This window comes from Micromonospora sp. NPDC049662, assembly GCF_040675055.1.
Lineage (GTDB): Bacteria > Actinomycetota > Actinomycetes > Mycobacteriales > Micromonosporaceae > Micromonospora.
The window spans coordinates 41,404-60,803 of record NZ_JBFAOC010000031.1 but is presented as its reverse complement, the minus strand read 5'-3'; the positions used below and the strand labels follow the sequence as shown (position 1 = coordinate 60,803).

Sequence of the window (19,400 nt, the reverse complement as noted above, 5' to 3'; positions counted from 1 at the left end):
TCCCTTCCGCCGGAGGTCTTGATGTCGGTCCTGGTGCTCCTCGCCATAGGTGCCCTCAGCGTCCTGGTGCTGATTGCCGCGCTCGGGTACGGCTCGCTCGGTTGGCCCATCGTGGCGGTCATGGCCCTGTTGGCTGTGGTCGTGGTCGTCCAGGTGTGGCGGAGAGTCCGCTCCGGTGTGTTGCGGCCGCAGGGAAGTGGCGGGCAGTATCTGCTGCTGGGCGGCTTGGTTACGGCCGTGTGGCTGGTGGGAGCGGTCTTGTACCTCACCTCCGACCTCTCGGTGCCGCTCTACGCACTGGCGTTGCTCCTCGTCCCGTGCGTGACCTTCCTGATCGCGGGGCTACGGCAACGCCGTAGTTGACGATCGGGACCTCCAGCCGCCGTTGCCCGGCTGACACGATTTGGTGACGCCCAGGAGCGGGGTGGGTGGGGCTCGAGATCGGAGTCCCACCCACCTGCCCGGCGGACCGCCCCGGTGTCTTTCTTAGCTCACGGTTAAGACGCGCTTACGGAAAACTGTCCTACCGACGGTGTGCCCTGGTCATCGATACGCTGCTCACGGTTATCGCACCAGACACAGGGAGTTCTCCTTGACCAGGCACGGACTACACCGCATCACCCGGTTCCGCAACGGCCCCCGGCGCAAGGCGATCGCCATCGGCGTCGTCGGCGGCTCGGTGGTGGCCGGCATCGTGGCGACCATGATGCCCCTGTTGGCCAGCGACGACCTGTCGATCCGCGCGGTGGCGGACACCACCGCGACGATCGTCTCGCAGGACGGTGACAACTCCACCAAGGGGACCCTGGCGACCTGCCCGGCGCGCTGCGACGGAAACCCGCGCGGTGGCCGGGAGGCGGTCGTCGAGTTCGCGGTGACCACGCTTCCCGCCGCCGCCGTCAACGTCCGGGCGACCCTGCGCATGAACACCTGGCAGCAGTTCGCCGCCACGGTGACCGCGCACGCCTCGTCGGTGAGCGCCCGCGAGGCGCGACCGGCCCCGGCGAAGGCGGGAACCGTGTTGGACTCGGTGACCGGTGTGGCCAAGGGCGTCAACGAGTGGGACGTCTCCAAGCTGGTCACCGGAAACGGCACCTGGACGGTGTCGCTGGCCCAGACCGGCCTGGAGACCCGCGTCTACTGGGCGTCGGTCGAGAACCGCAACGCCGACCTGCGGCCCAGCCTGGTGATCAGCTACGACCTGGGTAGCGGGCCGACGTCGGCGCCGACCACCCGACCCGCGCCGACGCCCACGGTCGCGCCGACCACCGCCGCGCCCCGGCCCACGCCGACGGTCGCGCCGACCCGTACGCCGACCCCGACCCAGAGCCCCACCCTCCCGTCCGGCAAGTGCGGCCAGGTGTCCGACACGCTGGTGCCCTCCTGCGGCGCCTGGTGGGGGATGTACTCACCCGCCAACGCCGGCAGCGGCTGGGACCACGGCAAGGCGATCACCGACGTGGAGGCCCAGGTCGGGCGCAAGTTCGACATCGTGCACCGCTACCACGACTTCTCCAACGCCGGCAGCAACGGCGCGTTCCCGGACGACTACGAGCAGGACCAGATGCGCCAGGGCCGGCTGATGTTCTTCGCCTGGGAGTCGCGCGACTTCTCCGCCGGTACGACGCTGAAGTGGTCCGACATCTACAGCGGCCGACAGGACGCCACCATCGACGCGGTCGCCGGTCGCATCCGGGCCGCCAAGGTGCCGGTGTTCATGGGCTTCGACCACGAGCCGGAGGACGAGCCGGGCAAGGGTAGCGACGCCGACTTCGTCCGCGCCTGGAAGTACGTGTACGAGCGGTTCGCCAAGGCGGGCGCGGACAACGCCGTCTGGGTGTGGACGATGATGGGCTGGTCCGGGCACTACTCGCGGTACGCCGGTCTCTACCCCGGCGACCGGTACGTCGACTGGGTCGCCTACGACCCGTACAACTTCCACGTCTGCAACGGCAGCACCGTGTGGAAGAGCCCGAGCACGACGATCGGCGGCTTCTACGACTGGCTCGACGAGAACGGCATCGGCGCGGGCAAGCCCCGGATGCTCGCCGAGTTCGGCACGAACTTCGACGCCAAGGACCCGGGCGCGAAGCAGCGCTGGTTCCAGGAGTTCCCGGCGGCCCTGAAGGCGCACCCGAAGATCAAGGCCGCCATCTACTTCAATTCGCCGGGCATGACGACCCGCACGGCGACCTGTGACATGACGATGAACCACGACGCCTCCGCCGTGGCCGGGTTCAGCCAGGCCGGCAAGGACGCGTACCTGCGGCAGCCCACCGGAGGGAGCCGCTGAAACGTGTGACCACACTGTGAACACAGCCGCCGTTCATCGGAGATTCACCAGCTGATCTTCCGGCGTTCTGTCGGCTAGCAGATTCACGCACCGCCCAATCGGCGGATGCGCCTACCAGGCTGGGCGAGGCACGCTACCTCGGGTTCTCATCCATCTTGGAGGCGTAGCGTGCCCACACTCTCGCACTCATGGCGTTTGTCAGGACGACGTCGTACCCGGGCGGGGGTGGTCGCGCTGGCGGTCCTCGCCGCGGTGCTCAGCGCCCCCACGGCCTCCTCGGCGGCGGTGGTGCCGGTCCCCGGGACCGCGACCCTGGTGTCCGCGAATCCCACCGACCTCACCCCGCACGCCCGCGACGGTGAGACCCGCGCCTTCGCGCAGGTCGGCAACACCGTGTTCGTCGGCGGCAGCTTCACCCAGCTTCGGCAGACCGCCACGTCCGCGTGGATCACCCAGCGTTACCTCTTCGCGTACGACCGCACCACGGGCGCGATGTCCACCAGCTTCCTGCCGGTGCTCGACGGCGCGGTCAACACGCTGCTGGCGGGGCCCGGCGGCACGCTGATCGTCGGCGGCGCCTTCAAGAACGTCAACGGGGTCTCCCGCAAGAACCTGGTCGCGTTGAACCCGAGCACCGGCGAGATCATCGACAGTTGGGTGGGCCGCTCCGACGGCGGCACCGTCCGGGATCTGGCGCTGTCGGGCAACTGGCTCTACGTGGCCGGCGCGTTCAACTGGCTCAACGGCACCGCACACGCCGGTCTCGGCCGGCTGAACGCGACCACCGGGGCGATCGACCCGACCTTCTCCGTCGACGCCACCGTCGGACGGCACGGCACCACCTCGTACGTCTGGACCATCGACGTCACTCCGGACGGCAACACCCTGGCCGTCGGAGGCAACTTCACGCTCCTCAACGATCTGCCGCGTAACCAGATCGCGCTCGTCGACGTGTCCGGCACTCCGGCGGTGCTGGACTGGAGCAGCGAGAAGTACGTCGCGCCGTGCGCCGCCCCGACGACCTTCGTGCACTACGTGCAGGACATCAAGTTCGGCGAGGACGGCACCTGGTTCGTGGTCGGCAGCAACGGCGGCACCGGCTGGCCGAGCGCGTACTGCGACGCGCTGGTCCGGTTCGAGACCGCAGCCCGGGGCACCGGCCAGCTGGGCACCTGGGTCGACTTCACCGGCAACGACACCATCACCTCGGTCGAGGTGGCCGACAACGTCATCTACCTGGGCGGGCACTTCCGCTGGTTGAACAACCCGAACGCCAGCGACAACGCCGGCCCCGGCGCGATCGACCGGCTCGGTATCGGCGCGGTCACCCCGGCCACGGGTCTGCCGGTGAACTGGAACCCGCGGCGCAGCGGCAGCGCCTCGATGCCGTCCGGCACCACCGCCTGGGGTTCGGCGGTGCCGGTGCTCTGGCGCGGCTCGGACGGTCTCTACTTCGGCCACAACTCGGACGGCATGGGCGAGGAGTACCACGGGCGGCTCGGCATGTTCCCGCTCGCGGGCGGTCGCACCTTCACGGCGAAGAACCCGCCGAGTGGCAGCAGTGGCAACCTCTACCTGGGCACCGGCGCGGGTGAAGTGTCGAAGGTGCCGTTCGACGGCGTGACGTTGGGTACCGCCACCACCGTCAGTCAGCCGGCCTACACCGCGTCCGGCGCCACCTGGCGGGTGGACGACCGGATCTACTGGTCGCACACGGTGGCGGGTACGCCCACCGGCAGCCGGATCGATGTCTCGCTGTTCAACGGCGGCGCGATCGGTTCGTCGTGGGAGGCGTCCGGCTACAACGACTGGTTCAACCCGGCGAACCTCACCGGCGCCTTCTACCTCGACGGCCGGCTCTACTACACCCGTACCGGCGCCAACAGCCTCTACTACCGCTACTTCGAGATCGACGGCAGCTACCTCGGCGCGACCGAGTTCGCGCTGCCGACGAGTGGTGTCACCTGGTCGGGCGTGCGTGGCATGGCCTGGGTGGACGGTCGGATCGTCTACGGTGCCACAGACGGCGGGTTGCGCAGCGTCCCGTTCGACCCGACGGCCGCGCCGACCGCGGTGGTCAACGGCACGGCGACGACGCTCATCGCCGCAGCGACGCCGGAGTTGTCGTGGTCTGTCCCCTCAATGTTCTTCTCCGTGCAGTGATGGTCGACCGTTCGTAACGGAGGATCGGTAGATTGTTCACGTCGGGTCGGCGGCGGTACCACCGCCGCCGGCCCCGCGATGTGGGGGAGGGGTCGTTGGTCGGCGGCGCTGGATTCCGCGCGAAACGCGCGGTCCACCTGGTCTTCGCGCTCAAACGTGCCTGGTACGGGTTGCGCTATCGGCGGCTGACCCTCGGCCGGGACGTGCAGATCCGCGGCCGGATCCGGCTGCGTCGGGGCGTACGGGTCACCATCGGCGACCGCACCCGCATCAACAAGCTGGTCCGCTTCGCCGGCCCCGGCGAGGTACGGGTGGGCGCCGACTGTCTGCTCAACGCCACCTGGATCGGCACCTGGACGTCGGTGACGGTCGGCGACAGGTGCCTGTTGTCCGACTGCGAGCTGCTCGACAACGACTTCCACAACCTGCCGCCCGACCAACGGCACGCGCCGCCCGGCCCGGCCACCCGCGCGCCGATCGTGCTGGAGGACAACGTCTGGGTCGGCGCGCACGCCCTGGTGCTCAAGGGGGTCCGGGTCGGCCGGGACAGCGTCGTGGGCGCGGCCTCGGTGGTGCGCACCGACGTGCCACCGGGCGTCGTCGTCGTGGGCAATCCTCAACAGACGGTGAAGAAGTTCCATGACTGATGCCACGCCCGCCCCCTGGCCACCCGACTCGTCGAGCTCCGGCGGCGCCCGCGTGGTGACGCTCTCCGACCTGGTGCGGGTGCCGATGCACCGGCTGCGGCTGGTGGTCGCGGTCGCCCTGGTCGGCCTGCTCGCCGCCCTCGGCTACGTGCTGCTGGTCCCGGCGGCGGTGACCGCCCGAGCGGTCGTGGCGGTCCGACCGGTGGTCACCGACGCCTTCACGCCCAGCGGCGCGGGCGCCGACCGCGCCGTCAACATGAACGTGGAGAGTGGCCTCGCCACCGGCACCGAGGTGGTTCAGCGGCTCGCCGACGCCGTCGGTGGCGAGCCGCGCGACGTCCGCAACGCCCTGGAGGTCGAGGTGCCGACCGGCGGGCAGATCCTGCGCTTCACCTACCAGACGCACGACGCGCAGCGGGCCGTGCAGGGCGCCAACCTCGCCGCGCGGTCCTACCTCGACGTGCGGCGGGCCATGTACGAGCAGCAGCGCGCCGAGATGCTGCGCTCCTACGACGCGAGCATCGCCAAGGTCGTCGCGCAGCAGACGGCGGTGCAGAAGCGCGCGAGCAGCGCCAAAGGCACCGCCGCCGGTGACGCGGCGCTGGCCGAGCTGTCCGGCCTCAACAACCAGCTCACCCAGCTCAACACGGCCCGCACCGAGATCGCCGCGGTCGACGTCAACCCCGGCTGGGTCACCCAGACCGCCGAGCGGGCGCTGGTGACCTCCGCCGGGCACCGGCCGCTCTACCTGGTCGCCGGCCTGCTCGGCGGCGCGCTGATCGGCGTCGTGCTGGCGTACGCGTGGGAGTCGGCGGACCGGCGGGTCCGCTCGGTCACCGACGGCCGGGACGCCACCGGCCTGCCGCTGCTCGGCACGGTACGTCGGCCGCCGTTTCGGGGTAGTCCCCGGGCGGTCGACGCGGACATCCGCTACGTGGCGATGGCGGTCGCCGAGCGGGTACGCCAGCCGGCCCGGGTCGCGCTGGTCACCTCCCGCGAGGACGTCACGGCGCTCACCGCCGGGCTGGCCGTGGCGCTTGCCGCCGACGGTCGGGAGGTCTTCGTCGCCGACGACAGCGGCCGCGTCGAGCGCCTGCGTGCCGCCGTCCTCGCCGACCGGGGGCGGCTGCCCCTCGACCCGTCCCGCCCGCTGGTGCCCAAGCCGCGTCCGGCCGGCACGCCGACGGCCAGCGGTGCTCCCGCCGATACGCCGGCGACTCGGCGGCCCTCCCCGCACCCGCCCGGCAGCCGCCCGTCCACCGACCCGGACGCGACGCTCACCCTGCCCCGGGTGGCGTCCGCCCGGACCGACAACGGCCGTCCGGCGTCGGCGGACGAGGTGACCGTGGGGGTGGGCAGCGTCCGCTTCGGCACCTGGCGGCAGGGCGCCGACCACGGGCTGGTGCTGTTCAACGCGCCACCGGCCGAGTCCGACGAGCGCGGCGTCGCGGTCGCCCGACAGGGCAGCGCGGTGGTGGTCATCGAGCGGGACCGTAGCCGCCAGAGCGACCTGCGGCGGCTCGTGGAGCGGCTGCGCGCCGCCGGGGTCACCCCGCTGGGCTTCGTCCTCACCCGCAACGGCCGGGCCTGATCGGTGTCGGTCACCCGCGCCCCGGCGACCGAGCCGCCACCCGGTGACACGCCGGCCGCCGCCGCAGTGACGCCGCCGACACCGCCACCCGCGCGGCTGCCGCTCTGGCCCCTGGCGTCGATGTTCGGCCTCGTGCCGCTCTGGTGGGCGCTCGGCGCGTTCTACCTGGGCTGGTCGCTGCTGGGCGGGCTGCTGCTGGCGGTGCTGCTCACCCGGGGCCGGGTGCCGCTGCCCCCGGTGGCCGGCATCTGGCTGCTGTTCCTGGCGATCGTGGTCGTCAGCGCCACCCAACTGTCCTCACCGGCGTCGCTGCTGACGTTCGCCCTGCGCCTCGCCTTCTACCTGACCGCGCTGGTGGTCGGCGTCTACGTCTACGCCGCCGCCCGGGAACGTGCCGACCTGGTGGCGGTGCTCACCCCGCTCTGCGCGTTCTGGTTCGCGCTGGTGGTGCTGGGCTGGCTCGGGGTGCTCGTGCCCCGGTTCGCGCTGGCCACCCCGATGGAGGTGCTGCTGCCCGCCGGCGTCGCCCGCACGCCGTTCATCCAGGACATGGTGCACCTGACCACCGCGGAATACAGCCCCCGCTCGCTCAACCCGATCTACCGGCCCGCCGCGCCGTTCGCGTACACCAACAACTACGGCAGCGCGTACGCGATGACGTTGCCCTGCGTGGTGGCGTACACCATGTTGCGCCGTCGCGGGCTGCTGCGGTGGGCGCTGCTGGCGTCGTTGCCGCTGTCGCTGGCCCCCGCGTTCCTCACCCTGAACCGGGCGATGTTCCTGAGCCTCGGCGCGGGGCTCGCCGTGCTCGGAGTGCGGGCCAGCCTGCGGGGCAACATCCGCGTCGCCGCGTCCATCGTCGGCGTGGTCGTGACCGGAGCTGTGGCCACGCTCTTCATCCCCATCACCGAGTTGATCAACAACCGGGTCGACTCCAGCGACACCAACACCGACCGGTTGTCGCTCTACACGGAGGTGATCCGCCGCGTGCAGGACTCGCCGTGGCTGGGCTACGGCGCTCCGGTGAACGTGGACACCGTCTCCGCCGACGCGCCGATCGGCACGCAGGGGCAACTGTGGATGGTGCTGTTCAGTCACGGCGTACCGGCGCTGCTCTGTTTCCTGGGCTGGTTCGTGGCCGCCGCGGTGGTCTGCGCGCGGGCGACGTCGGCGGCCGGTCAGTGGTTGGCCGTCGTGCCGGTGGTCTGCCTCGTGCAGATCCCGTTCTACGGCATGGCCAACCAGAACCTGACTGTCGCGTTCTTCGCGGTCGGCTTCGCCATGGCGCTCACCGAACGCGAACGCGCGCCCCGCCCGCACCGATGGCATCCGCCGCTCGTCTCCACCACGGCGGTGCCGGCATGACCGCCGCCACCCGACCGCCGGCCGACGCCGGCCGGGACGGCCCGCAGCGCGCCGCCGCGGACACCGGCGCGGTCGAGACGCGCCGCAGCGCCCGCAGCGGGGTGGCCGGGTTGCTCGGCGCGGCCGTGAGCGGCCTGTTCGGGTTCGTGCTGGCCGTGGTGATCACCCGGGGGTACGGAACAGCCGGCGCGGGTGCGTTCTTCGCCGCGATCGGCGTGGTCACCGTGGCCACCGCGGTCTGCACGCTCGGCGCGGAGACCGGCCTCATGTGGGCGGTGCCCCGGCGGCGGCTCGGCGTCCGGGGTGACGCGGCCCGGGTGCTGCCGGTGGCGCTGATCCCACCGCTGCTGGCCGGGTTGGTCGTCGCCGTCGCGGGAGCGCTGAGCGCCGACGCGCTCGCCCCCCGCCTGCTGCGCGGCTCGGGCGACGCGGCGCACGGGTTGCTGACGCTGACCTTCGCCGCCGTGCCGGTGGTGGTGGCGATGACCCTGCTGCTGGCCGCGTTGCGCTGCGTCCGGCCCATCCGCGCGTACGTCGGCGTCCAGTTCCTCCTGCTGCCGGTGGCCCGCCCCGCGCTGGTCGGCGCCGCCGCGCTGGCGAGCGGCGGGCTGCTCGCCGGCATGACCGGCTGGCTGGTGCCGGCGGCGCTGGCGTTGCTGGCCTGCCTGGTGCTGGTGGCCGGGCCGCTCGGGTTGGGACGGGGCGCGGCGCTACGGCCGACCAGGTCCGACTGGTCGACGTTCTGGCGCTTCGCCCTGCCCCGGGCCGCCTCGGCGGCCATCGACGCGGGCAGCATGTGGGTGGGGGTGCTGCTGACGTCGGTGCTGGCCGGACCGGCCGACGCGGGCGTGTTCGGCGCGGTGGGCCGCTACGTGCTGGCCGGTCAGCTCGCCATGCAGGGACTGCGGGTCGCGGTGTCGCCGCAGCTGTCCCGGCTGCTCGGGCGCGGCGAGCGGGCCGCCGCGGCGGCCGTGCACCGGCAGTTGACCATCTGGGGGCTGGTGCTGTCCTGGCCGGTGTACCTGCTGCTGGCGGTGTTCGCGCTCGCGTTCCTGCAGTTGTTCGGCCGGGAGTTCACCGCCGGCGTGCCGGCGATGACGGTGTTGGCGCTGGCGATGTTGGTGAACACCGGCGTCGGCAACGTGCAGAGCCTGCTGCTGATGGGCGGACGCAGCGGCCTGCACCTGGTCTCCACGCTGGCCGGGCTCACCGTGACCGTCTCGCTCGGACTCTGGCTGATCCCCGGTCACGGCGCGACGGGCGCGGCGCTGGCGTGGGCCGCCGGCATCGCCACCGAGAACCTCACCGCGGCCGGCTTCGCCCGGTCGGTGGTCGGCGAACCGCTTGTCAGCAGGGCGACGCTGTACGCCGCGGCGGCCACCGTCGGTGGGGTGGGCGTCGCGGCGGCGGTCGGCGTGCTCGCCGCGGGGCGTGGCCTGCCCGGCCTGGCGGTGGCGCTCGCCGTGCTGGTGGCCGGCTGCGTCGGCTTGTTGACGTTGCCCCGGGTGCGCGCCGGCATCCGGGTGACCATGAGGCAGATCCGTGGGTCCGACGAGGCGGCCACGGCCGCCGGGCCGGCCCCGGCATCGACGAGAGGTAGGTGAGGGCCGTCGTGGCGTCCATCCGTGACCGGGTCAAGCAGTTGGTGCCGACCCAGGTGACCACCCGGGTGAAGGATTCCCTGGTCGACTACGGGGTGCGCACCAGTGACCGGCGACCCCTGCCGGACTTCTTGATCATCGGCACCAAACGGGGTGGCACCACCTCGCTGTGGAACTACCTCATCCAGCATCCGCTGGTGCCCCGGCTCTTCCCCGCGTGGAACACCAAGTCGGCGCACTACTTCGAGGAGCACTGGGGTCGCGGCGAGGCGTGGTACCGCTCGCACTTTCCGACCGAACGGCATCGCGAGGCCCTCGCGAAGCGGCACGGCGGGCCGGTCCGCGTCGGCGAGGCCGCGCCGCTGTACATGTTCCACCCGCTCGCCGCGCAGCGGGTCGCCGCGCTCATGCCGACCGTGAAGCTGATCGTGCTGCTGCGTGATCCGGTCGAGCGGGCGTACTCGCACTGGAAGGAGCGTCGTACGCACGGCATCGAGCCGCTGGACTTCGCGGAGGCGCTGGCTGCCGAGCCGGAGCGTACGGCGGGGGAGCGGGAGCGGCTCATCGCCGAGCCGGAGGCGTTCAGCGAGGCGTACGACTGGTACACGTACCGGGCGCGCGGGCGTTACCTGGAGCACCTGGAGCCGTGGCTGGACCGCTTCGACCCGGCCCAGATCCTCTTCCTGCCCAGCGAGGACCTGTACCGCGACTCCCGGGCCACCTACCGACGCACCCTCGACTTCCTCGGGCTGCCCGCGTACGACCTGCCGAACTTCAAGGTCTACAACGACCGGCGCTCGGCCCCGCTGGAGCCGGCGGTCCGCGCCGAGCTGACCGACTACTACCGCCCGTACAACGACGCGCTGCGCGAGCGGCTCGGGTTGGACCTCGACTGGGCGGACCGGGCGGCGTGACGACCGGGGTCACCCCGGCCACGGACCCCCGTTCGCGGACGGACGGGCTGGGCTGGGTGAGCCGTGCGGTGTTCCCGGACGACCGGGTCCACCTGACGGTGGGCGGCGCGGTGCCGGCCGGGCAGCGGGCGGTCGCCCGGTACGCCGTGGTGCCGTCGGTGGCGCGGGCGCGGTTCTTGGTGCCGCTGGGCGCGCCCCGGGCCGGCGCGGCGTCGCTGCTGGCGTACAACGCCTTGCGGCCGCCGAAGGTGCGCGCGTTCCGGGCGGCGCTCGGTGGGCTGGCCCGACTGGGCGGGGCGGGCCTGGCGCTGTTTCCGACGCTGACCGTGTCGGTGCCGGTGGGGGCGCCCGTGGCCGACCTGGTGCTGAGCGAGCGGCTCGCGGCCGCGTTGGGCGGTGCGCCCCTGCTGGCCGCGTGCGGCGTTCGTCCGCCGGACCCGAACGCGAAGCCCACGCTGCAACTGTTCACCGTCGACGGTCGTCCCCGCGGCTACGCGAAGATCGGCTGGAACGACGCCACCCGTGCCCTGGTCACCGCCGAGGCCGCCGCGCTGCGGGCGCTGAGCGGCGTGGCCGGTGTGCCCGACCATCCGGCGCCGCCCGGGCTGCTCGCCGAGACGGCGTGGGCCGGTCAGGCCGTCGCGGTGATCGAGCCGCTGCCGCCGGACGTACGTGGAGTGCCGGCCGACGACCCGCCGCGGATCGCGGCGTTGCTCGCGGTCGCCCGGCGGGGCGGCGAGCCCGGTGTGCCGCGCCCGTTGGTCTCGTCGACGTTCCAGGCTCGACTGGCCGCCCAGGCGGAGCGGGCCGCCGGGGCCGGGTCCGCCGGGGCGCGGGCGGTGGCGGCGGTCGCCGCGCTGACCCGCCGGCACGGCGACACGACCGTCGAATTCGGTCACTGGCACGGCGACTGGGTGCCGTGGAACCTGGGCACGCACGACGGCCGCCTGGTCGCCTGGGACTGGGAGCACAGTGGTCCGGACGTGCCGGTCGGCTTCGACCTGGCGCACGACGCGTTCCAGCGGTCGCTGGTGCTGCGCGGCGAGCCGGCCCAGGTGGCCGCCGCGGCCGTGGACGCGTACCTGGGGCGACACGGCGGGCGGCTCGGCCTCGACGCGGCGCGGTGCGCTCTGGTGGCCGACGCGTACCTGCTGGAGATGTGGCTGCGTACGTGGCGACTCGCCGACGCCGGCGCCGGGTGGAACCCGGCGCTGCATCCCGCACTGTTGGACGTCATTGAGAAACGACATAGCGAGTGAACAGGAGAATTCCCGACGCCGGGGACGCGTCAGAGAGTGACCGCATAACGGCAGGTCGTGACGGTGGTCGATGGGGTGTGAGGTCGACAGTGGGCCTGAGCACGCCGAAGGGAGATCGTCGCCTCGTCCGGTCGCGCTATTCAACGACCAGAAAACCTGTGATCTGCTTCTGCCTTGCGTGAATCGGAATTCCAAGCGAACTTGTGGGGAGTCGCGTGGACACGAACATCGACGACGAGTCGCCGGTGCTGCTGCTGGTCGGATCCAGCGGCGGTCACCTGGCCCAACTTCTCGCTCTGCGGCCCTGGTACGAACGGTGGCGGCGCTGCTGGGTCACCTTCGACACCCCGGAGGCGGTGTCGCTGCTGACCGGTGAGGACCTGGTGCCCGCGTACCACCCGACCACCCGCAACGTACCCAACCTGCTGCGCAACGCGCGGCTGGCCTGGCGGGTGCTGCGGCGTCGGCGGGTCGCCGCGGTGGTCACCACCGGCGCGGGGGTGGCCGTGCCGTTCGTGGTGCTGGCCCGCCTGCGTCGCATCCCGACCGTCTACATCGAGGTGTACGACCGGATCGACACCCCGACGCTGACCGCTCGGCTCTGCCGCCCGTTCCTGTCCGCGATGCTCGTGCAGTGGGACGAGCAGCGGCGGCAGTACCCGGAGGCAACCGTCGTGGGGACGCTGCTGTGAGCGGGGAGGCGGACACCGCGCGCCGCGACGCCGTCACCGAGCCGTCCCGGCTGCCGCGTCAGCGCGACACCACACCCGTCGAGCAGCCCCGGCTGCTCGTCGCGGTCGGCACCGACAAGCACCCCTTCGACCGGCTCGTCGACTGGCTGGCGCAGTGGCACGCGCAGGCCGGTCCGGTCGGGCTGACCGTGCAGCACGGGCACACGGCCGCGCCGACCCTCCCCGGCGCGGTGCCGTTCCTCGGCCACGACGCTCTGCAACAGGCGATGGCCGACGCCGACCTGGTGGTGTGTCACGGCGGCCCGGCGACGATCCTGGAGGCTCGCCGGCACGGTCACCTGCCCATCGTGGTGCCCCGGGACCCGTCGCGCGGCGAGCACGTCGACGACCACCAGCAGCTCTTCGCGCGCCGCCTCGGCGCAGCGGGGCTGGTGGCGCTCTGCGAGACCCGCGAGGAGCTGCACGACGCGCTCACCGCCGGCCAGGCCGACCCGTCCCGGTACGCGGTGCAGGCCGACCCGGCCGCGCACGAGGCCCGTCTCGCGGCGGTGGCACGGGTCGGGCAGATCGTGGACGACCTGGTGGCCCGGTCGAGCCGGCGCCGACCCCGCTGGCGGACCTGGCCGCGCACCGGCCAGCCGACGAAGGAGACCCGATGACCGACCAGCCGAGCGTCAGCGTCGTGGTACCCACCCGGGACCGCCCCGAACTGCTGCGCGCCGCCCTGGCCGCGATCATCGCCCAGGAATATCCGGGCACGATCGAGGCCGTGGTCGTGTTCGACCAGTCCACCCCGGACGAGTCGCTGACCGGCCTGGCCGGTCCGGGCCGGACGGTCCGGGTGATCGCGAACGGGCGCGCGCCCGGACTGGCCGGCGCGCGCAACAGCGGCACCCTCGCCGCCGAGGGCGAGCTGGTCGCGTTCTGCGACGACGACGACGAGTGGCTGCCCGGCAAACTGGCCGCCCAGGTGCAGGCGTTGACCGCCGACCCGAGCGCCGAGTTCGTCTGCTGTGGCATCCGGGTCAGCTACGACGGGCACACCGTCGACCGGGTGCTCGACAAGGACCGGATCACCCTGGACGACCTCCTGCGGGACCGGCTGACGGAGCTGCACCCGTCCACCTTCCTGATCCGGGCGACGGCGCTGCGCGACGGCTTCGGTCTGGTCGACGAGGAGATCCCGGGCAGCTACGCGGAGGACTACGAGTTCCTGCTGCGCGCCGCCCGCAGCGCTCCACTGATCAACCTGCGGACGCCGTCGGTGCTGGTGCGGTGGCACAAGCGGTCGTACTTCGCGCAGCGCTGGGACACCATCTCCGAGGCGTTGCAGTGGCTGCTGCGGCGTTACCCGGAGTTCGCCGGGCAACCGGCCGGCGAGGCCCGGGTCACCGGGCAGATCGCCTTCGCGCGGGCCGCCTCCGGCGACCGGCGCGGGGCCGTGCGCTGGGCCCGGCACACGCTGCGCCGCAATCCTCGCGAGCCCCGCGCCTACCTGGCGCTGGCGGTCGCCGGCCGGATGGTCCGGGCCGACTCGGTGCTGCGCACGCTGCACAAGCGCGGTCGGGGCATCTGATCCGTCGTGCGAAGCCGCCCTGCGGACGGTCCGGCCGTCCGCAGGGCGGGACGCGACGGGCAGCGCGACGTGCCCGTCGCGCGTCGTGACAGACTGACCGCTGTGTTGCGCTGGTTGACTGCAGGTGAATCGCACGGCCCCGCCCTCGTCGCGCTGCTGGAGGGGGTGCCGGCCGGCATCGAGGTGAGCACCGCCGAGATCGCGGGCGAGCTGGCCCGCCGCCGGCTGGGCTATGGCCGTGGCGCCCGGATGTCGTTCGAGCAGGACGAGGTCGAGGTGATCGGCGGACTGCGGCACGGCCTCACGCTGGGCAGCCCGGTGGCGATCCGGGTCGGCAACTCCGAGTGGCCCAAGTGGCAGACGGTGATGGCCGCCGATCCCGTCGATCCCGACGAGCTGGCCCGGCAGGCCCGCAACGCGCCACTGACCCGCCCCCGGCCCGGCCACGCCGACCTGGCCGGCATGCAGAAGTACGGCCACACCGACGCGCGGCCGATCCTGGAGCGCGCCAGCGCCCGGGAGACCGCCGCCCGGGTGGCCGTCGGCACGGTCGCCAAGGCGTTGATCCGGCAGGCGCTCGGCATCGAGATCGTCTCGCACGTGGTCGAGTTGGGTCCGGTGGCCGCGAAGCCCGGGCTGCGTCCGACCCCGCAGGACGCCGACCGCATCGACGCCGACCCGCTGCGCTGCCTCGACCCGGACGCCAGCGCCCTGATGGTCGCCGAGGTCGACGCCGCGAAGAAGGCCGCCGACACGCTCGGCGGCGTGGTGGAGGTGCTGGCGTACGGGGTGCCGCCGGGCCTGGGCAGTCACGTGCAGTGGGACCGCAAGCTCGACGCCCGACTGGCCACCGCGCTGATGTCCATCCAGGCGATCAAGGGCGTCGAGATCGGCGACGGGTGGCAGCAGGCACGCTCCCGTGGCTCCGAGGCGCACGACGAGATCATTCCGTCGGCCACCGGCGTCCGCCGCGTCACCGACCGGGCCGGCGGGCTGGAGGGTGGCATCACCACCGGCGAGCCGCTGCGGGTGCGCGCCGCCATGAAGCCGATCTCGTCGCTCAACCGGGCGCTGGCCACCGTGGATGTCGTCACCGGCGAGCCGGCGACCGCCATCAACCAGCGCTCCGACGTCTGCGCCGTGCCCGCCGCCGCGGTCGTCGCCGAGGCGATGGTGGCCCTGGTGCTGGCCGAGGCGGCCACCGAGAAGTTCGGTGGCGACTCGGTCGCCGAGATCCGCCGCAACGTGACCGGCTACCTCGACGCGCTGGTCATCCGCTGATGGCGCCGGTCGTCGTCCTGGTCGGGGTGCCCGGCTGCGGCAAGACCACCGTCGGGCAGGCGCTCGCCGCCTCCCTCGGCGTGGAGTTCCGGGACACCGACGCCGACATCGAACAGATGGCCGGCAAGAACATCCCGGAGATCTTCATCGACGAGGGCGAGGAGCACTTCCGGGCCCTGGAAAGGGCGGCCGTGGCGGCGGCGCTCGCGTCCGGCACGGGTGTGCTCGCCCTGGGTGGCGGCGCCGTCCTGGCCGAGGAGACCCGGGCCGCCCTGGTGGGGCATCGGGTCGTCCACCTGTCGGTGGAGCTGCCCGACGCGGTGAAGCGGGTGGGGCTCGGCGCGGGCCGGCCGCTGCTGGCGATCAACCCGCGAGCCACCCTCAAGCACCTCATGGACCAGCGCAAGCCGCTCTACGCCGAGGTGGCGACCGACACGGTGGTCACCGACGGCCGTACCCCGGCGGCCGTCGTCGCCGAGGTCGCCGCCCTGCTGCCACGCTGACCCCGCCCCGCCCCGCCCCGCCCCGCCGCGCGATCTTGCAGTTGCTGCGCCGACGTACCGGGGCATTTCCGGTATCTCGACAACCGCAACCGCAAGATCGGCGCGTGGTCAGGCTCGGGCGACCAGGTCGAGCACGTCGGCCAGCGCCTTCGGCTCGCTGAGCATCGGCCAGTGCCCGGTGGGCAGCTCGTGCAGCTGGCCGTCGGCCAGACCGGTGAAGAACGGGTGCTCCTCGTCGATCATCTGGCGTACCACGGCCAGCGGGAAGGTGCTCGCGACCAGCGCGGTCGGCACCGGGCGGCCACCCGTGCGGCGTACCGGATCGGTCGCCGTCCGCAGGGGCTGTGCGGTGGCGCGCTCACGCAGGAGGGACAGCATCGACTCGTCCAGGCCGGCCAGGTTTGTCGGGTCTGCCGCCGGGTCCCAGGCCGGCGGTGGCAGCAGGTGGCCGTCGCCGATCGCCGCGCGCAGCCGCTGCTGTTCCTGCGGCGGCACGGTGTCGAACTGTGCGGTGCCGTCCGGCAGCGGTCCACTCTCCACGTAGACCACCCGGGCGATCCGGTCCGGGATCCGGTCCGCCGCCTGGGCGACCGGCATGCCGCCGCCCGAGTGCCCGACCAGCAGCACGTCGTGCAGATCCTCGACCTCGATCAACCGGACGATGTCGGTGGTGTGCGTCTCCAGGCTCACCTGCGGCCCGGCGAGGTGGTGGCGCTCGGCCACCCCGGTCAACGTCATCGGGTGCACGTCGTGCCCCCGCGCACGCAGCAGGCCGGTCACCTCGCGCCACGCCCAGGCACCCAACCAGAACCCCGGCACCAGTACGAACGTCGCCATCCGTCACTCCTTCTCTCGGCTACCGACCGACCGTACGATTGAATTCGGACAGGATCCGCCCGGTTTGGAGGAGTGGCCCGTGTCTCATCCCGCCGGCCGGGTGCTGGCCCTGCTCGAGCTGCTCCAGGCCCGGCACCGGGCGACGGCCGGCGACCTCGCGAGCCGGCTCGGTGTGGACGAACGGACTGTGCGCCGCTATGCGGCCACCCTGGTCGAGCTGGGCATCCCGGTGCTCGCCGACCGGGGCCGCCACGGCGGCTACCGGCTGCATCCCGGGTACAAGCTGCCACCGCTGATGCTCACCGACGACGAGGCGGTGGCCGTGCTGCTCGGCCTGGTCGTCGCCGAGCGGGTCGGGCTGGCCACCGAACTGCCGGCCACGGCGACCGCGGCGGCGAAGATCGGCCGGGTGCTGCCGGCGGCGCTCGCCGACCGGCTGACCGCACTGCGGGAGCACCTCGGCTTCACACTGCGGCGGCCCGAGCCCCAGGCGCGACCGGCGTCGGGCACCCTGCTGGCGCTGGCCACGGCCGCCCGGCGGCGGCAGCGGGTGAGCCTGGACTACCGCTCGTGGCGCGGTGAGCGGTCGCATCGTGACCTCGACCCGTACGGGCTGGTCTTCCACGCCGGCCGCTGGTACGTCACCGGTCACGACCACCGGCGCGGCGAGGTGCGCACGTTTCGACTGGAGCGGATCGGCGCCGTCACGCCCGGCGCGGAGACGTTCACGGTGCCGGACGGCTTCGACGCGGTGGCGTGGCTGACCCGGTCGCTGGCCGGTGTGCCCTATCGGCACGAGGTCGAGGTGCTGCTGGAGACCGATCTGGTCGCCGCCCGGCGGCGGATACCGGGCAGTGTGGCCGAGCTGACCGCCAGCGGCGACGGTGTGCTGCTGCGGGCCCGTGCGGAGAGCCTGCCCGGCATGGCCGCGCTGCTCGCCGGCCTGGGCTGCCCGTTCACCGTGCGCCACCCGGACGCGTTGCGCGCCGCCGTGGCCGAGCACGCCCGTCTGCTGGCCGACTGGGCCGCCCGGCCAGCAGGTGGACAGACGCCCTCGCCACGCCGTCCGCTGGACTAGGCTGCCGGCGATGGACGAGGTGACCCGGATTCCGGTCGGCGGCGAACGACCGTACGACGTGCTGGTCGGACGCGACCTGCTGGGCGCGCTGCCGGGGCTGCTGCCCGGCGCGACCCGGGCGGCGGTGCTGCACACGCCCCCACTCAAGGCCCTGGCCGACGCGCTCGGTGAACGGCTGCGCGCGGCGGGCGTCGACCCGCTGCCGATCGAGGTGCCCGACGCCGAGTCGGGCAAGCAGATCGACGTGGCGGCCGCCTGCTGGGACCGGCTCGGCGCGGCCGGTTTCACCCGTACCGACGCGGTGGTCGGGGTTGGCGGCGGCGCGGTGACCGACCTGGCCGGCTTCGTCGCGGCCTGCTGGCTGCGCGGGGTGCGCTGGGTGCCGGTCGCGACCTCCCTGCTGGGCATGGTGGACGCGGCCGTGGGCGGCAAGACGGGGATCAACACCGCCGCCGGCAAGAACCTGGTGGGCGCGTTCCACCCGCCGGTCGGTGTGCTCGCCGACCTGGCCACCCTCGACAGCCTGCCCGCCGTCGACCTCGCGGCCGGGTTGGCCGAGGTGGTCAAGTGCGGGTTCATCGCCGACCCGGTGATCCTGGATCTCGTCGAGCGTGACCCCGCGGCGGCCACCGATCCGCGCGGGCCGGTGACCCGGGAGCTGATCGAGCGGGCCATCCGGGTCAAGGCCGACGTCGTCGCCGGCGACCTGCGTGAGTCGGGTCTGCGGGAGGTGCTCAACTACGGCCACACCCTGGCGCACGCGATCGAGCAGAACGAGGGCTACCGCTGGCGGCACGGCCACGCGGTCGCGGTCGGCCTGGTCTACGCGGCCACGCTGGCCCGGCTCGCCGGCCGACTGGACGCCCCGACCGCCGACCGGCACCGGAGCAGCCTGACGGCGCTCGGCCTGCCGGTGAGCTATCCGGCCGAGGCCTGGCCGCGGCTGCTGGCCACGATGCGGGTGGACAAGAAGGCCCGGGGCGCCCGGCTGCGGTTCGTGGTGCTGGACGGGCTGGCCCGCCCGGCGATGCTGGAGGGCCCGGACGACGCCCTGCTCGAAGCCGCCTACCGCGAGCTGGCCACCCCGTGAGCGTGCGGAGTGAGCCGGTTTTGCGAGCCCCGCAGTCGCAAACGAAAGAAAGCGCCGCATGAGGGTGTACGTGCTGAACGGGCCGAACCTGGGTCGGCTGGGCACCCGGGAGCCCGCCGTGTACGGCTCGACCAGCTACGCCGACCTGGTGGCGCTCTGCGAGGCCACCGGTCGGGAGCTGGGACTCGACGTCACGGTCCGGCAGACCGACGCGGAGCACGAGCTGCTCGGCTGGCTGCACGACGCCGCCGACGAGGGTGCCGCCGTGGTGCTCAATCCGGCCGCCTGGTCGCACTACTCGTACGCGGTGCGCGACGCCTGCGCCATGCTGCGCGGGCCGCTGGTGGAGGTGCACATCTCGAACATCCACACCCGCGAGGAGTTCCGGCACCATTCGGTGATCTCCGCGGTGGCGACCGGGGTGATCTGCGGTCTCGGCATTGACGGTTATCGTCTCGCGCTGCACCATCTGGCCACCCGCTGAACGGTCGCCCCGAGCGGGGGCGGCCC

18 protein-coding genes are annotated in these 19,400 nt (G+C 73.0%); 17 read left to right on the top strand and 1 reads right to left on the bottom strand.

Features of this window, described 5'->3' with window-relative positions; translation table 11 throughout:
• Positions 1–21 precede the first annotated feature (21 nt).
• From AB0J36_RS22300 to AB0J36_RS22235, 14 genes are all read left to right on the top strand, one after another.
• Positions 22–363 carry a hypothetical protein gene (locus tag AB0J36_RS22300; RefSeq protein WP_357133476.1) on the top strand — a complete coding sequence of 114 codons (342 nt, stop codon included), beginning with the start codon at positions 22–24 and terminating at the stop codon, positions 361–363.
• A gap of 229 nt (positions 364–592) precedes the next feature.
• Positions 593–2,293 carry a glycosyl hydrolase gene (locus AB0J36_RS22295; RefSeq protein ID WP_357133474.1) on the top strand — a complete coding sequence of 567 codons (1,701 nt, stop codon included), beginning with the start codon at positions 593–595 and terminating at the stop codon, positions 2,291–2,293.
• 195 nt (positions 2,294–2,488) lie between these two features.
• Positions 2,489–4,456, top strand: coding sequence for a hypothetical protein (locus tag AB0J36_RS22290; protein WP_357133472.1), 1,968 nt, complete (start codon positions 2,489–2,491; stop codon positions 4,454–4,456).
• 95 nt (positions 4,457–4,551) lie between these two features.
• Positions 4,552–5,103, top strand: coding sequence for an acyltransferase (locus tag AB0J36_RS22285; protein WP_355053064.1), 552 nt, complete (start codon positions 4,552–4,554; stop codon positions 5,101–5,103).
• Positions 5,096–6,694, top strand: coding sequence for a lipopolysaccharide biosynthesis protein (locus tag AB0J36_RS22280; RefSeq protein WP_357133469.1), 1,599 nt, complete (start codon positions 5,096–5,098; stop codon positions 6,692–6,694). Before AB0J36_RS22285 ends, AB0J36_RS22280 begins: the two co-directional genes overlap by 8 nt.
• A 120-nt stretch (positions 6,695–6,814) precedes the next feature.
• A complete protein-coding gene (locus AB0J36_RS22275) occupies positions 6,815–8,059 on the top strand; it encodes an O-antigen ligase family protein (RefSeq protein WP_357133525.1) in 1,245 nt (414 codons plus the stop codon).
• A complete protein-coding gene (locus AB0J36_RS22270) occupies positions 8,056–9,663 on the top strand; it encodes a lipopolysaccharide biosynthesis protein (RefSeq protein WP_357133467.1) in 1,608 nt (535 codons plus the stop codon). Before AB0J36_RS22275 ends, AB0J36_RS22270 begins: the two co-directional genes overlap by 4 nt.
• Before the next feature lie 8 nt (positions 9,664–9,671).
• Complete coding sequence (locus tag AB0J36_RS22265; protein ID WP_357133523.1) at positions 9,672–10,574, top strand: sulfotransferase domain-containing protein; 903 nt, start codon at positions 9,672–9,674, stop codon at positions 10,572–10,574.
• The gene (locus tag AB0J36_RS22260; RefSeq protein WP_357133465.1) at positions 10,571–11,833 is read left to right on the top strand and encodes a hypothetical protein; all 1,263 of its coding nucleotides are present in this window, start codon (positions 10,571–10,573) and stop codon (positions 11,831–11,833) included. Before AB0J36_RS22265 ends, AB0J36_RS22260 begins: the two co-directional genes overlap by 4 nt.
• Before the next feature lie 215 nt (positions 11,834–12,048).
• Positions 12,049–12,525 carry a UDP-N-acetylglucosamine--LPS N-acetylglucosamine transferase gene (locus tag AB0J36_RS22255; RefSeq protein ID WP_357133463.1) on the top strand — a complete coding sequence of 159 codons (477 nt, stop codon included), beginning with the start codon at positions 12,049–12,051 and terminating at the stop codon, positions 12,523–12,525.
• Between the two features lie 92 nt (positions 12,526–12,617).
• Complete coding sequence (locus AB0J36_RS22250) at positions 12,618–13,184, top strand: glycosyltransferase (RefSeq protein ID WP_357133521.1); 567 nt, start codon at positions 12,618–12,620, stop codon at positions 13,182–13,184.
• Positions 13,181–14,101, top strand: coding sequence for a glycosyltransferase family 2 protein (locus AB0J36_RS22245; protein ID WP_357397900.1), 921 nt, complete (start codon positions 13,181–13,183; stop codon positions 14,099–14,101). Before AB0J36_RS22250 ends, AB0J36_RS22245 begins: the two co-directional genes overlap by 4 nt.
• A 102-nt stretch (positions 14,102–14,203) precedes the next feature.
• The gene (gene aroC / locus AB0J36_RS22240) at positions 14,204–15,382 is read left to right on the top strand and encodes a chorismate synthase (RefSeq protein WP_357133458.1); all 1,179 of its coding nucleotides are present in this window, start codon (positions 14,204–14,206) and stop codon (positions 15,380–15,382) included.
• Positions 15,382–15,885, top strand: a complete 504-nt coding sequence (locus tag AB0J36_RS22235; protein ID WP_357133456.1) for a shikimate kinase — start codon at positions 15,382–15,384, stop codon at positions 15,883–15,885. Before aroC ends, AB0J36_RS22235 begins: the two co-directional genes overlap by 1 nt.
• Positions 15,886–15,993: 108 nt before the next feature.
• Here AB0J36_RS22235 and AB0J36_RS22230 read toward each other — a convergent pair whose 3' ends face one another.
• Positions 15,994–16,722, bottom strand: a complete 729-nt coding sequence (locus tag AB0J36_RS22230) for an alpha/beta hydrolase (RefSeq protein ID WP_357397897.1) — start codon at positions 16,720–16,722, stop codon at positions 15,994–15,996.
• 79 nt (positions 16,723–16,801) lie between these two features.
• On the opposite strand from AB0J36_RS22230, the gene AB0J36_RS22225 reads away from it, so the two are divergent.
• Genes AB0J36_RS22225 through aroQ form a run of 3 tightly spaced genes read left to right on the top strand, consistent with a single transcriptional unit; the run spans position 16,802 to position 19,374 of the window.
• Positions 16,802–17,800, top strand: a complete 999-nt coding sequence (locus AB0J36_RS22225) for a YafY family protein (protein WP_357397895.1) — start codon at positions 16,802–16,804, stop codon at positions 17,798–17,800.
• 10 nt (positions 17,801–17,810) lie between these two features.
• Entirely contained in the window at positions 17,811–18,890 is a 1,080-nt protein-coding gene (gene aroB / locus AB0J36_RS22220) for a 3-dehydroquinate synthase (protein WP_357397892.1), read from the top strand.
• A 58-nt stretch (positions 18,891–18,948) separates the two neighbouring features.
• Positions 18,949–19,374: a type II 3-dehydroquinate dehydratase gene (gene aroQ / locus AB0J36_RS22215; RefSeq protein ID WP_357175731.1), complete on the top strand. Its 426-nt coding sequence runs from the start codon at positions 18,949–18,951 to the stop codon at positions 19,372–19,374.
• The last annotated feature ends 26 nt before the right edge of the window (positions 19,375–19,400 follow it).

Excerpts from the sequence above, each read along its gene's own strand:
- aroB (WP_357397892.1), top strand. The coding sequence starts at position 17,811 with ATGGACGAGGTGACCCGGATTCCGGTCGGCGGCGAACGACCGTACGAC.
- AB0J36_RS22300 (WP_357133476.1), top strand. The coding sequence starts at position 22 with ATGTCGGTCCTGGTGCTCCTCGCCATAGGTGCCCTCAGCGTCCTGGTG.
- AB0J36_RS22275 (WP_357133525.1), top strand. The coding sequence starts at position 6,815 with ATGTTCGGCCTCGTGCCGCTCTGGTGGGCGCTCGGCGCGTTCTACCTG.
- AB0J36_RS22235 (WP_357133456.1), top strand. The coding sequence starts at position 15,382 with ATGGCGCCGGTCGTCGTCCTGGTCGGGGTGCCCGGCTGCGGCAAGACC.
- AB0J36_RS22270 (WP_357133467.1), top strand. The coding sequence starts at position 8,056 with ATGACCGCCGCCACCCGACCGCCGGCCGACGCCGGCCGGGACGGCCCG.
- AB0J36_RS22230 (WP_357397897.1), bottom strand. The coding sequence starts at position 16,722 with ATGGCGACGTTCGTACTGGTGCCGGGGTTCTGGTTGGGTGCCTGGGCG.
- AB0J36_RS22245 (WP_357397900.1), top strand. The coding sequence starts at position 13,181 with ATGACCGACCAGCCGAGCGTCAGCGTCGTGGTACCCACCCGGGACCGC.
- AB0J36_RS22280 (WP_357133469.1), top strand. The coding sequence starts at position 5,096 with ATGACTGATGCCACGCCCGCCCCCTGGCCACCCGACTCGTCGAGCTCC.
- aroQ (WP_357175731.1), top strand. The coding sequence starts at position 18,949 with ATGAGGGTGTACGTGCTGAACGGGCCGAACCTGGGTCGGCTGGGCACC.